The 13,246-nt window shown below is 68.5% G+C and carries 8 protein-coding genes; 3 read left to right on the forward strand and 5 right to left on the reverse strand.

The features are described 5' to 3' along the window. Positions 1 to 36: 36 nt before the first annotated feature. Positions 37 to 2,436, reverse strand: coding sequence for a DUF6049 family protein (locus ACZ3KP_RS18195; protein WP_467500674.1), 2,400 nt, complete (start codon positions 2,434 to 2,436; stop codon positions 37 to 39). 287 nt (positions 2,437 to 2,723) lie between these two features. Between ACZ3KP_RS18195 and ACZ3KP_RS18200 the strand changes: the two genes are divergently transcribed. Further along, entirely contained in the window at positions 2,724 to 4,190 is a 1,467-nt protein-coding gene (locus ACZ3KP_RS18200; RefSeq protein WP_358971666.1) for a CCA tRNA nucleotidyltransferase, read from the forward strand. Positions 4,191 to 4,217: 27 nt separating this feature from the next. Here ACZ3KP_RS18200 and ACZ3KP_RS18205 read toward each other — a convergent pair whose 3' ends face one another. From ACZ3KP_RS18205 to ACZ3KP_RS18215, 3 genes are all read right to left on the reverse strand, one after another. Then, the gene (locus ACZ3KP_RS18205; protein ID WP_467500677.1) at positions 4,218 to 5,528 is read right to left on the reverse strand and encodes an MFS transporter; all 1,311 of its coding nucleotides are present in this window, start codon (positions 5,526 to 5,528) and stop codon (positions 4,218 to 4,220) included. Between the two features lie 110 nt (positions 5,529 to 5,638). Beyond that, positions 5,639 to 6,721 (reverse strand): inositol-3-phosphate synthase, encoded by a 1,083-nt coding sequence (locus ACZ3KP_RS18210; RefSeq protein ID WP_132888329.1) that lies wholly within the window; start codon positions 6,719 to 6,721, stop codon positions 5,639 to 5,641. Positions 6,722 to 6,764: 43 nt separating this feature from the next. After that, complete coding sequence (locus ACZ3KP_RS18215; protein WP_358971659.1) at positions 6,765 to 7,448, reverse strand: PadR family transcriptional regulator; 684 nt, start codon at positions 7,446 to 7,448, stop codon at positions 6,765 to 6,767. A gap of 363 nt (positions 7,449 to 7,811) precedes the next feature. Between ACZ3KP_RS18215 and ACZ3KP_RS18220 the strand changes: the two genes are divergently transcribed. Together ACZ3KP_RS18220 and ACZ3KP_RS18225 are read left to right on the forward strand one after the other, a co-directional pair. Continuing rightward, the gene (locus ACZ3KP_RS18220) at positions 7,812 to 10,457 is read left to right on the forward strand and encodes a transglycosylase domain-containing protein (RefSeq protein ID WP_467500680.1); all 2,646 of its coding nucleotides are present in this window, start codon (positions 7,812 to 7,814) and stop codon (positions 10,455 to 10,457) included. A 130-nt stretch (positions 10,458 to 10,587) separates the two neighbouring features. Beyond that, positions 10,588 to 12,087 carry a glycosyltransferase family 87 protein gene (locus ACZ3KP_RS18225; RefSeq protein WP_467500682.1) on the forward strand — a complete coding sequence of 500 codons (1,500 nt, stop codon included), beginning with the start codon at positions 10,588 to 10,590 and terminating at the stop codon, positions 12,085 to 12,087. Positions 12,088 to 12,192: 105 nt separating this feature from the next. Here ACZ3KP_RS18225 and ACZ3KP_RS18230 read toward each other — a convergent pair whose 3' ends face one another. Then, a complete protein-coding gene (locus tag ACZ3KP_RS18230) occupies positions 12,193 to 13,224 on the reverse strand; it encodes an alanine racemase (RefSeq protein WP_132888325.1) in 1,032 nt (343 codons plus the stop codon). Between the last annotated feature and the right edge of the window lie 22 nt (positions 13,225 to 13,246).

Below are 13,246 nucleotides of genomic sequence, written 5' to 3' on the forward strand. Positions count from 1 at the left end.
CCTCATCGTCCCGGGCCACACCGGCCACGACATCGCTCAACGGTCCACTCTCTCACCCGTCCCGGACGGGTCGGCGCTTTCCGGTGCGGTGTCCGGTGTCGGGTCACTCGGCTGCTCGGGGTCGTCTGCCCCGGACCGGGCGTCGGACTCTCCCGTACGACGGCCACCGGGAGTGCCCGGGTTCCCGGGCCCAGTGGTGTTCTCGGGGCCCTCGTCCGCAGGGCCGCCCGGGGTGTCCTCGCGGGCCGGGGCCGGGCCGTCGCCCTCCTCGGTCTGTCGTGCGGCCGCCCGCTTGCGCTGGGTGTACATCCGGAACCCCGCCAGCACCAGCAGCAGCACACCGCCGCCGATGACCAGCATCACGGTGGGCGTGACCTCGGTGACCTTCACGTCGAACCGGACGGGCTGGCCGTACTCCTGGCCGTCCTGGGTGTAGAGCTGCGCGGTGACCTCCACCCGGCCGTTGGCGTTGGCCGACGTGGAGAACTTCACGGACTGGCTGTGGCCGCCGGAGACCTCGACGGGCTGCTCGTAGTAGGGCTTGCCCCCGATCTCCAGCCGGGTCGGCATCGTCGACGTCAGCCGCAGGACGAGGTGGTCGACGCCCTGCACCAGGTTGTTCTGGACGGTGACCGGGATGGTGGCGCTGCGCCCGGAGAGCTTGGTCTCGGACTTGTCGATCAGCTTGACCTCGCCGATGAGGTCGTCGAGCCAGGACTCCACGCCCGTGCGGAAGCTGTCCGCATCGGTGCCGCGCCCCCGCCACGACGCGGACATCTCCCGGTTCATGGCCCGGCCGAACGGGGTCACCACCCGGGACTGGTTGCTGAGGATCACCTGGAAGTTGTCGAGTTTGTCCTGGGTACGTGCGATCTGCTCGAAGCCCGTCCGGGGCAGTTCCTGCTTGCGCAGCGAGGACGGGTAGGCGGACGACGAGGGGATCTTCGTGGTGGCACCCGGGTCGGGCTTGTCCTTGGCGGCGGCCGTGAGGTTCTGGGACTGCGACCAGTTGCTGTCCTGCAGCGCGGTGATGGCCGTCGCCATGGCCTGGGCCTGGCTCGAGGAGGGCATCCGCTGCGGGGCGACGACGATGCTGCGCTGTTTGTCGGTCTGGGTGCTCAGGGCCAGGCTCTGGGCCAGGAACCGCTGCACCGCGAGCGTCGCCGAGTCCGCCGTCGTCAGATCGCCCTCGAACGCCGTGGACAGCCGGGCGTCCGCGACGACCGCCGTCGTGCCGCCGCCGATCGGTCGCGCCGCGGAGGGCGTGTAGGACAGGCCGCCGGTCTCCTTGAGGCTGTCACTGCGGGCGATCACCTTGTCGGCGCCCGCCGAGGTGGCCACCTTGATGATCGACGGGTCGACCGCGCCGTTCACGGGCCATGCGAAGTCCGTGTTCGGTGTGACATGGAGCACGGTCTCGACCGTGGTGGCGGCGACGTCGGTGGCGTCCTTGAGGTGGCTCAGCGAACCGGTCACCGCGGTGCCGTTGTGGGCGAGGGAGGCCAGGTCCGGGTCGGCGAAGGGGAGCGCGACGACCTCCTTGTCCGCCACCGCGCCCTGGAGGTCGGTCAGGAACTGCTTGGCCACGGCCTGGTGGGTGCCTGCCGTGGTGGTGTCACCGGGGCCCTGGATCTGGTAGCTGCCGGTCATCGCGTCCACGGAGGCCAGCAGGTCCGGGTCGATCACCCAGGTGACGTCCAGGTCCTTGCCGAGGGCCAGCATCTGGGCCAGCCGGCCGCCGGGCGAGATCTCCTTGGCGAGGTCGTCGTTGAGGAAGACCGGCGTCTGCAGCTCGCCCGCCCCTGTCCTCGCCGTCATGTGGACGGTGGAGATCAGCGGCCACAGGTACGTCGTCCTGGTCTTCGTGTCCGCCTCGGAGGACTGCCAGGGCAGGAACGTCTGCTGGACGCCCAGCACCTGGTCCCACTGCTGCGCGGTCGTCCGGCCGGACAGCGAGACACCGAACGGATACACCCCGTCCTGGCCCAGGTCGAGCTTGTCGACGGGGACCGAGATGCTGAAGTGCTCGGCGACCCCCGGGGCGAGCGAGTCGAAGTCCTCGGTGTACTTGCCGCCGATCTCGGTGCCGAGGCCGGACTGAAGCTCGTCGGACTGCTGGGCGGCCGTGTCGATCGCCGACCGGGTGCTGAGCGGGGAACCCACTCGCAGGTCCACATGGGCGTCCGTGACGGCCTGCTTGCCGTTGTTGGTCACCGTGCCGGAGACCGTCAGCGTGTCCCCGTCGGTGGGGGCGCTGGGGCTCAGTGAGTCGATGGCCACCGACACGGCGTTCGATCCGGCCGCCTGAGCCGGCGCCGCGGCAGGCAGCTGCACCAGCCCGGCCAGCAGAGGCGCACCCGCGAGCAGTGCCCCGGTGCGCCGCAGCCAGCGGCGGGCAGGTGAGGGCGTCCCCTGGAAGTCTGCCGCCTCGGCCACGCGCTCGTCCGTCCCTCGTCGTCGTCAGTGGTCGTCGGAATGTGCGTCCACGCATGGTAACGAGGTGCGCTGAGCTGAAGTGCCGCGGTCCGCTTCACAAGATCGGAGAAGCGTATCGGCCTGTCCCCTATATCCAGTATCACCGGAAGGCTTCTTCAAGAGCCGAATACTGGGCTTGTGCTGGTACGGAGCGGACTGTCCCAGGGGCGCGTATGGACGCTCTGCGGGGAGTGCGGGGGGAATATGGAGGCGCTGGGGGTGGCTCGGGACACGTACCCTGTGCTGTTGTGCCGAACGCCAATGAAGACAATCCCTCTGCCCTGAGCCAGGCGCAGCAGCGCGCGGTGAGCGAACTGCTGCGGGTGGCGCCCGTCGCCGACGACCTCGCCCGCCGGTTCCAGGAGGCCGGGTTCTCCCTCGCCCTGGTCGGCGGCTCGGTCCGGGACGCGCTGCTGGGCCGGCTCGGCAACGACCTGGACTTCACCACCGACGCCCGCCCCGAGGACGTACTGAAGATCGTCCGGCCCTGGGCGGACGCCGTCTGGGACGTCGGGATCGCCTTCGGCACGGTCGGGGCGCAGAAGGACGCCCGGGTAGGAGGTACCGTTCGGTCCTTCCAGATCGAGGTGACCACCTACCGCTCCGAGGCCTACGACAGAACCTCACGCAAGCCCGAGGTGTCGTACGGGGACTCCATCGAGGAAGACCTCGTCCGGCGTGACTTCACCGTCAACGCGATGGCGGTGGCCCTGCCGGAGAAGGAGTTCATCGATCCGCACGGTGGCCGGGAGGACCTGGCCGCACGCGTGCTGCGTACGCCGGGGACGCCCGAGGAGTCGTTCTCGGACGACCCGCTGCGGATGATGCGCGCCGCCCGCTTCGCGGCCCAGCTGGACTTCGAGGTGGCGCCCGAGGTCGTGGCGGCGATGACGGACATGGCCGGCCGGCTGGAGATCGTCTCGGCGGAGCGGGTCCGGGACGAGCTGAACAAGCTGATCCTCTCCGCCCACCCCCGCAAGGGGCTGACACTGCTCGTCGAAACCGGCCTCGCCGACCAGGTGCTGCCCGAGCTTCCTGCCCTGCGTCTGGAGAGGGACGAGCACCACCGGCACAAGGACGTCTACGACCACACGCTGATCGTTCTGGAGCAGGCGATGGCGCTGGAGGAGGACGGTCCCGACCTCGCCCTCCGTCTCGCCGCACTGCTGCATGACATCGGCAAGCCGCGCACGCGCCGCTTCGAGGAGGACGGCCGGGTCTCGTTCCATCACCATGAGGTGGTCGGGGCGAAGATGACCAAGAAGCGCATGACGGCGTTGAAGTACTCCAACGAACTGGTGAAGGACGTCTCGCGGCTGGTCGAACTCCATCTGCGGTTCCACGGCTACGGCACCGGGGAGTGGACGGACTCGGCGGTCCGCCGCTACGTCCGTGATGCGGGTCCGTTGCTCGACCGTCTGCACAAGCTGACCCGGTCCGACTGCACCACCCGGAACAAGCGGAGGGCCGCGGCACTCTCCCGTGCCTACGACGGCCTGGAGGACCGCATCGCCGAGCTTCAGGAGAAGGAGGAGCTCGACGCGATCCGCCCGGACCTCGACGGCAACCAGATCATGGAGATCCTGGGGATCCGCCCCGGCCCGGAGGTGGGCCAGGCCTACAAGCACATGCTGGAGCTCCGGCTGGAGAACGGCCCGATGGAACACGACGCCGCGGTGACCGCGCTCAAGGAGTGGTGGGCCGAGCAGGGCTGAGCATGCCGATGGGAGAGGGGCGATGTTTCACGTGAAACATCGCCCCTCTCCATTTCCCCTTTGCTCCTGCTTCCCTCGCTGCGCCTCACACCGAGCCATGGCTGCCGCGACCGCCGCATAGAGGAGCGCGACCGTGATGACGAGAGCCGCGGAGCGGCCGTCCGGCGGCAGCATGAGGGCGGCGACGCCCGCGGCTCCGACGAAGGCGACATTGAAGAGGACGTCGTACACGGAGAAGATCCGGCCGCGGAAGGAGTCGTCGACCGACGACTGCACGATGGTGTCCGTCGCGATCTTCGCGCCCTGGGTGATCAGTCCCAGCACGAAGGCGGCGACGAGCATGGGAGCGGTCGTGAACGGGAGGCCCAGTGCGGGCTCCAGTACGGCGGCGCTCGCGGCGCACACGACGATCCAGCGGGCGGGGCCCAGTCGCCCGGCGGCCCACGGCGTCACCACGGCCGCCGCGAAGAACCCTGCGCCGGAGAGACCCAGCGCCAGCCCCAGCAACGCGAGACCGTTGTCCGGGCCGGAGGAGAGGGCGTAGCGGCACAGCATCAGCACCAGGACGAGCAGAGCGCCGTAGCAGAAGCGCATCGCCGTCATGCTGAACAGGGCCCAGGCCGCCTCGCGGCGACGGGGTGCCGCGAGATGCCGTATCGCTTGCCGCAGGTCGCGCGTGGTGGTGAGGACCGCTGCGCGCACGCTCGGCCGGGCCGGATGCCGGTCGGGGCCGAGGAGGCCGGGGGCCATGGTCAGGGAGGTGAGGGCCGCTCCCAGGTACAGCACGGCACCCAGCAGAACGACCGCGGCGTCGGAGCCCGAGGCGATCAGCCGTACGGCGAAGGCCAAGCCGCCGCCGGCGGTCGCGGCGAGGGTGCCCGCCGTCGGTGACAGGGAGTTGGCCAGCACCAGGCGGTCGGTGTCGACCACCCGCGGAAGCGCGGCCGACAGACCCGAAAGGACAAAGCGGTTGACGGCCGTGACACATAGGGCGGAGGCGTAGAACAACCAGTCGGGAACGTCCCCCGCCATCAGGGCGGCGGTGACCGCGGCCAGCAACGCGCGCAGCAGATTGCCGTGAAGGAAGACCTGACGGCGTCGCCAGCGGTCCAGCAGGACACCGGCGAAGGGGCCCACCAGCGAGTACGGGAGCAGCAGGACCGCCATGGCCGAGGCGATCGCGGACGGTGAGGTCTGTTTCTCCGGTGAGAAGACGACGTAGGCGGCGAGCGCGACCTGGTACACGCCGTCGGCGCCCTGGGAGAGCAGCCGCACGGCAAGCAGACGGCGGAAGTCCCGCAGGCGCAGCAGGACACGCAGGTCACAGACGACGGGCATGGGGCACAGCCTCACACATGGGGTCACATCCATGGGAAGGGTCCCCGGGTCCGATGACCCGGGGACCCTCACAGCCCTGGCAGGAGCGATTTTTGTGCGAGCGGCGGACGTCAGCGCTCGACGTCGCCGCGGATGAACTTCTCCACGTTCTCGCGGGCCTCGTCGTCGAAGTACTGGACCGGCGGGGACTTCATGAAGTAGCTCGACGCGGAGAGGATCGGGCCGCCGATGCCGCGGTCCTTGGCGATCTTCGCTGCACGCAGGGCGTCGATGATGACACCCGCGGAGTTCGGGGAGTCCCAGACCTCGAGCTTGTACTCGAGGTTCAGCGGGACGTCACCGAAGGCACGACCCTCCAGGCGGACGTACGCCCACTTGCGGTCGTCGAGCCAGGCCACGTAGTCGGACGGGCCGATGTGGACGTTCTTCTCGCCGAGGTCCCGGTCGGGGATCTGGGAGGTGACGGCCTGCGTCTTGGAGATCTTCTTGGACTCCAGGCGGTCGCGCTCCAGCATGTTCTTGAAGTCCATGTTGCCGCCGACGTTCAGCTGCATCGTGCGGTCCAGGACGACGCCCCGGTCCTCGAACAGCTTCGCCATGACGCGGTGCGTGATGGTGGCGCCGACCTGCGACTTGATGTCGTCACCGACGATCGGGACACCGGCCTCGGTGAACTTGTCCGCCCATTCCTTGGTACCGGCGATGAAGACCGGGAGGGCGTTGACGAAGGCGACCTTGGCGTCGATGGCGCACTGGGCGTAGAACTTCGCGGCGTCCTCGGAACCGACGGGCAGGTAGCAGACGAGGACGTCCACCTGCTTGTCCTTGAGGACCTGGACGACGTCGACCGGCTCGGCCTCAGACTCCTCGATGGTCTGGCGGTAGTACTTGCCGAGGCCGTCGAGGGTGTGGCCGCGCTGCACGGTGACACCGGACGTGGGCACGTCGCAGATCTTGATGGTGTTGTTCTCGGAGGCGCCGATGGCGTCCGCAAGGTCGAGACCGACCTTCTTGGCGTCCACGTCGAAGGCGGCGACGAACTCGATGTCCTTGACGTGGTAGTCGCCGAACTGGACGTGCATCAGGCCGGGCACCTTGGACGCCGGGTCGGCGTCCTTGTAGTACTCGACTCCCTGTACCAGCGAGGCGGCGCAGTTGCCCACGCCGACGATGGCTACGCGAACCGAACCCATTCCGGTTGCTCCCTGTGTGTACGAGTGAGGCCCTGAACGGGACTCACGTGGCGGTGTCGCCGGGCAAATCCGGCCGAGGGGTGTCCTCGGACCGGGGCAGGTTGCCCGGCGCTCCATGGGTGGTGTTCTGCTGAGCGGACCCCTCGGAGCCGGAACCCTTCAGGTCCCGTCCGGCCCGCTCGCTCTCGATGAGCTCGTTCAGCCAGCGCACTTCGCGCTCCACGGACTCCATCCCGTGGCGCTGGAGCTCAAGCGTGTAGTCGTCGAGGCGTTCCCGGGTGCGTGCCAGTGAGGCGCGCATCTTCTCCAGGCGCTCCTCCAGACGGCTGCGGCGGCCCTCCAGCACGCGCATGCGTACGTCTCGTGAGGTCTGGCCGAAGAAGGCGAACCTCGCTGCGAAGTGCTCGTCCTCGTACGCGTCGGGGCCGGTCTGGGAGAGGAGTTCCTCGAAGTGCTCCTTACCTTCCGCCGTCAACCGATAGACGATCTTGGCGCGGCGGCCGGCCAGCGGGGCGGTGAGAGCATCCTCCCCGGTGTTCGCCGGTTCCTCGATCAACCAGCCGTTGACGACCAGCGTCTTGAGGCACGGATAGAGCGTCCCGTAGCTGAAGGCACGGAACACGCCGAGTGAGGTGTTCAGCCGTTTCCGCAGCTCATAGCCGTGCATCGGGGACTCGCGGAGCAGGCCGAGTACGGCGAACTCAAGGATGCCGGAGCGCCGGCTCATGATCGCCTCCTCTCGTCTGCCGCTCGCTTGTCTCGGTCCGATGTATCGACTCGATACATCCAGACGATAGATCGGCCTTCCCTCTGCGACAAGGGGGATGACGGTGAACGGGATCACATCACCGATTCGCAGGAGGCAACTTGCCTGTTTTGGGGTGAACTTCGGGGCTCGGCGGGTTTTGGTGGTGCGTAGTCTGTGCGGCATGCAGACCACCGGGAACCGAGTGACGCCTGGGGGGCGTCCACGTCCCTGGTGCAGTACGGGTGAATGCAGGACCGACCACATCCGTACTTCGGGGGGACCGGAAACCAGCCGCCGTTTCCAGGCGCGCACGGGTGCGCCTGCCCGAGGAGTAATCGTTCGATGAGCGAGCACCGTCGCAAACCGCCGCAGCCGCAGGGAGGCGGAGGCGGACGTGCCGCGGCCCGACGCGGCCAGTCCGGCCCGTCCTCCGGCCGCCGTGCGGCACCGCGAGGCGCCACCGGGTCTTCTTCCGACTCCTATGGGTTCTCTTCCTATGGGTCGGACTCCCAGGGCCCGGGGGGTGAGGAGCGCCCCTACGGCAGCCGAGCGGAGGCCCGCCGGGCGGCGCAGAGAAACACAGGGGGCCGCCGCAGAGGGCCCGACAACGGGAGCCGTGGTCCGGGTGGTCCGGCCGGCCCGGGGCGCGGCAGAGGCCGGATGGCCGATCCGGGCAAGAAACGCATCATCGACTACCCCAGGGCGAACAGGTTCGGCTGGCGCCGCTGGGTCCCCTCCTGGAAGCTCGTGTCCGGGCTGTGCCTGACCTTCCTGGGCAGTCTGGTCGCGCTGGTCGGTGTCGGGTACGCCATGGTGGGCGTGCCCAACGAGAACACCGCGGCCAAGTCCCAGAACAACGTCTACTACTGGGCCAACGGTCAGCAGATGGTCGCGACGGGCACGGGCGTGAACCGGCAGAACGTCACCATCGACCAGATCCCCCAGGCCATGCAGAACGCGGTGATCTCGGCCGAGAACAAGAGCTTCTACTCGGACTCGGGTGTCGACCCCATGGGCATCGCCCGTGCCCTGCTCAACATGGCCCGGGGTGGGCAGACGCAGGGTGGTTCGACGATCACCCAGCAGTTCGTCAAGAACACCTACCTCAGCCAGGACCAGACGGTCACCCGCAAGTTCAAGGAGATGTTCATCTCCATCAAGGTGGGCACCAAGCTCAAGAAGCCCCAGATCATGCAGGGCTACCTGAACACCTCGTACTTCGGCCGTGGCGCGTACGGCATCCAGGCCGCCGCCCAGACCTACTACGGCGTGGACGCGAAGGACCTCAAGCCGAGCCAGTGTGCTGTCCTGGCCGCGCTGCTCAAGGGTGCGACGTACTACGACCCGGCGGGCAACCCGGACATCGATCCCGCGGCCACCAAGGAGGCCAACCTCCAGCGCTCGAAGGAACGCTGGGCCTGGATCCTCGGGGAGATGCACAAGGACAAGCGCCTCAGCGACGCCGACTACCAGACGGCCATCAAGCAGTACCCGATGCCGCAGGGCCGGAAGGCGATCAAGGGCATGACCGGCCAGATCAGCTACCTCGCCGACACGGCCAAGAAGTACGTCCTCGCACACTCGAACATCACCGAGACGCAGTTCGACCAGGGCGGCTTCCAGATCTACACGACCTTCGACAAGGACAGGGTCAACGCGTTGACCGCGGCCGTGCAGAAGGTCCAGAAGGCGCGCCTGGACCCGAAGCACCGCGAGAAGGACAAGTACGTCCAGTTCGGTGCCGCGTCGGTGGTGCCCAGGGACGGCGCGATCGTCGCCCTGTACGGCGGTGCCGGCTACGAGAACAACCACTTCACCAACAATGCCGACACGTCTGGTGTCCCCGTCGGCTCGACGTGGAAGCCCTTCGTGCTCGCGGCGGCCATGCAGGACGGGACGTACAAGACCGACGGCGTCGGAGTGTCGCCGCTGAGCAAATACAACGGCGACGACAACCTCAAGGTGCGACGGCCGGACGGTTCGTACTACCTGAACAAGGACAACTCGATCTTCCGTCAGCGGAACGAGAGTGCGTACCCCTGGGGCTACATCACCCTGCGCAAGGCGATGGAGCAGTCGGTCAACACACCGTTCGTGCAGCTTGGTGTGGACGTGGGGCTCACGAAGGTACGTGACATGGCCCAGGCGGCTGGGATCCTGCCGAACAGCATGCTGCAGGGTCTGAACCCGTCGTTCGCCATCGGTACGTCCACCCCCAGTGCCATCCGCATGGCCGACGCCTACGCGACCTTCGCGGCCTCCGGCGAGCACGTGGACCCGTACTCCGTGACCGCGGTCAAGCAGGACGGTCAGGAGCTGCCGGGCTTCGACAAGCCGAAGCTGACCAGGGCGATGGACGAGAACGTGGCGAACAACGTCACGGACACCCTGGAGAACGTCATCCAGAACGGTACGGGTACCAACGCCAAGGCCCTGGGCCGTACGGCGGCGGGCAAGACCGGTACCACCGACAGCAACAAGTCGGCGTGGTTCGTCGGCTACACCCAGCAGCTGGCGACGTCGGTGGCGATGTTCCGTGAGAACCCCAAGGACGCCGAGCTGCTGTCCATGAACGGTACCGCCGGCGTGGCGTCCATCCACGGTGGTGACATCCCGACCTCGGTGTGGACCGAGTACATGAAGTCCGCGCTGAAGGGCAAGAACGACCCGGGTTTCCCGGACGCCACCACGATCGGTCAGATCGCCGACGAGGCGGGGATGCCCTCTCCGACGCCCAGCCCGAGCATCACGCCGAGCGAGTCGCCCAGCGAGTCGCCGAGCGCCACGCCCAGCGAGACGGTCACCGCGCCGTCGCCCAGCACGAGTGAGAGCTGCCAGTTCGCCTGGAACTGCTCGACCGACGGCGGCGGCACCGGCGGCACGTCGGGGCCCACGTCCTCGCCGTCGCCGACCGATACGACCGGTGTGGGCAACACCAGAGGCAATGCCAACGGCGGAGGGAACCTCTTCGGCGGATCGACCGGCTAGTCGCGAGGCTGACCGGTTGGTGAGGTTTTCGCCCGCCGAAGGGTGTTTCACGTGAAACACGGGCCGCCGTACCCGAGGAGGTACGGCGGCCCTCGGCGTATTCCTAGAGAGGTACGGCAGGATGGGCCCCATGCCCAGTGCAGAGACGACGCCCGCGGGCGTGCGTGAGCCGGAGCCGGTGCGGCCGACCAGGGAAGACGCGGTCGCCGCGGCCGGCAGTGAGCTGATCGGCGGCCCCATCGGGCGGCGTGCCCTGCTCGGGACGTCCTGGTGGACGCCGCTACGAGTGGTGGTCCTCGTCGCGATCGGCATGTTCGCCCTGGGCCTGGTCCAGAAGGCGCCCTGTTACAACGGCGCCTGGTTCTTCGGCGCCAGTTCCCAGTACACCCACGCCTGCTACTCGGACATCCCGCACCTCTACCAGGGGCGCGGTTTCGCCGACGGTCTGGTGCCGTACTTCGACAAGCTCCCCGGCGACATGGACTACCTCGAATACCCGGTGCTGACCGGGGTGTTCATGGAGGTGGCCGCCTGGCTCACCCCGGGCAGCGGCAGCATCCAGCTCCAGGAGCAGGTGTACTGGTTCGTCAACGCCGGGATGCTGATGATCTGCGCCGCCGTCATCGCGGTGTGCGTGGTCCGTACCCACCGCCGCCGCCCCTGGGACGGTCTGCTGGTCGCTTTGTCGCCCGCCTTCGCACTGACCGCCACCATCAACTGGGACCTCCTGGCGGTCGCTCTGACGGCCGCGGCGATGCTGATGTGGTCCCGAAGCCGCCCCCTCGCCTTCGGCGTCCTCCTGGGCCTGGCCACGGCCGCCAAGCTGTATCCCGTGTTCCTGCTGGGTCCGCTGTTCCTGCTGTGCTGGCGCGCGGGCAGATGGCGGGAGTTCCTCGTCGCGACGGGCGGCGCGGTGGGCTCCTGGCTCGTGGTGAACCTGCCGGTGATGATCTTCGCCTTCGACGGCTGGTCGAAGTTCTACACGTTCAGCCAGGAGCGGGGCGTCGACTTCGGCTCGTTCTGGCTGATCTGGGCGCAGAACACCACCAGCCCGCCGTCGACCGACTTCGTGAACAGCGCGGCGATGGTCCTGGTACTGCTCTGTTTCCTGGGCATCGCCGCGCTGACCCTGACCGCCCCGCGCCGGCCGCGTTTCGCCCAGCTGGCCTTCCTGGTGGTCGCGGCCTTCATCCTGACCAACAAGGTCTACTCCCCGCAGTACGTCCTGTGGCTGGTCCCGCTGGCGGTCCTCGCCCGGCCCAAGTGGCGGGACTTCCTGATCTGGCAGGCGTGCGAGGTGGCGTACTTCCTGGGGATCTGGATGTACCTCGCGTACACGACCAGCGGAGACGCCCACAAGGGTCTGCCGACCGACGGCTACCACTGGGCCATCGCCGTACACCTGCTGGGCACGCTCTACCTGTGCGCCATGGTCGTGCGCGACATCCTCATGCCCGAGCGGGACGTGGTACGCCGCTCCGGTGACGACGACCCCTCGGGCGGGGTGCTCGACGGCGCGGAGGACGTCTTCGTGTTCGGTGCCGCGGCGCATCCCGCGCGCCACGCCGCCCACTTCGAGGGCCCGCAGGTCGCATGGGGAAGCCGGTCGTCCGAGGAGAGTTCGCTCTGAGCGAACAGTTCGGGTCCACGACGTGAGAAGGGCCGTACACGGAGTCCCGTGTACGGCCCTTCCGGCGTCCTGAGGTCCCCCGGCGCCGCACTGCCCCGAGAACCGTCAGCGGTCGACGAGACGGTCGAACTGGGTGGTGGTGTGCCGCAGATGGGCCACCAGTTCCTCGCCGACCTTCGGTTCCGGGGCGTCCGAGGGCACGAAGAGGATCGACACCTGCATGTGCGGCGGCTCCGCGAACCAGCGCTGCTTACCGCCCCACACGAACGGGGAGAGGTTCCGGTTCACCGTGGCGAGGCCGGCCCGTGCGACGCCCTTGGCGCGCGGCATGACGCCGTGCAGGGCTTTCGGCGCCTCCAGGCCCACCCCGTGCGACGTACCGCCCGCCACGACCACCAGGAAGCCGTCCGAGGCCGACTTCTGCTGCCGGTAGCCGAACCGGTCGCCCTTGGCGACGCGGGTGACGTCCAGCACCGCACCGCGGTACTCGGTGGCGTCGTGGTCCCCCAGCCACAGCCGGGTGCCGATCCGCGCCCGGAACCGGGTCTGCGGGAACTGCTGCTGGAGCCGGGCGAGTTCGTCGGCCTTGAGGTGGCTGACGAACATCGTGTGCAACGGCAGCCGGGCCGCCCGCAGCCGGTCCATCCAGCCGATGACCTCCTCGACGGCGTCCGAGCCGTCGGTGCGGTCCAGCGGCAGATGGATGGCGAAGCCCTCCAGCCGGACGTTCTCGATGGCGGCGTGCAGCTGCGGCAGGTCCTGCTCGCTGATGCCGTGCCGCTTCATGGTCGACATCACCTCGATCACCACCCGAGCGCCCACGAGGCCGTACACGCCGTCGATCGAGGACACCGAGCGGATGACCCGGTCGGGCAGCGGCACCGGCTCCTCGCCGCGCCGGTACGGCGTCAGCACCAGCAGGTCCCCGCCGAACCAGTCCTTGATGCGCGCGGCCTCGTACGTCGTGCCGACGGCCAGGACGTCCGAGCCCAGACGCGTGGCCTCCTCCGCCAGCCGTTCGTGCCCGAAGCCGTAGCCGTTGCCCTTGCAGACCGGGACCAGGCCCGGGAACTGTTCCTGCACGTGCTTGTGGTGCGCCCGCCAGCGCGCGGTGTCGACGTAGAGCGTGAGCGCCATGGCCGGACCTGGAACCTTTCTG

This window comes from Streptomyces sp. NPDC020958 (genome assembly GCF_055562175.1).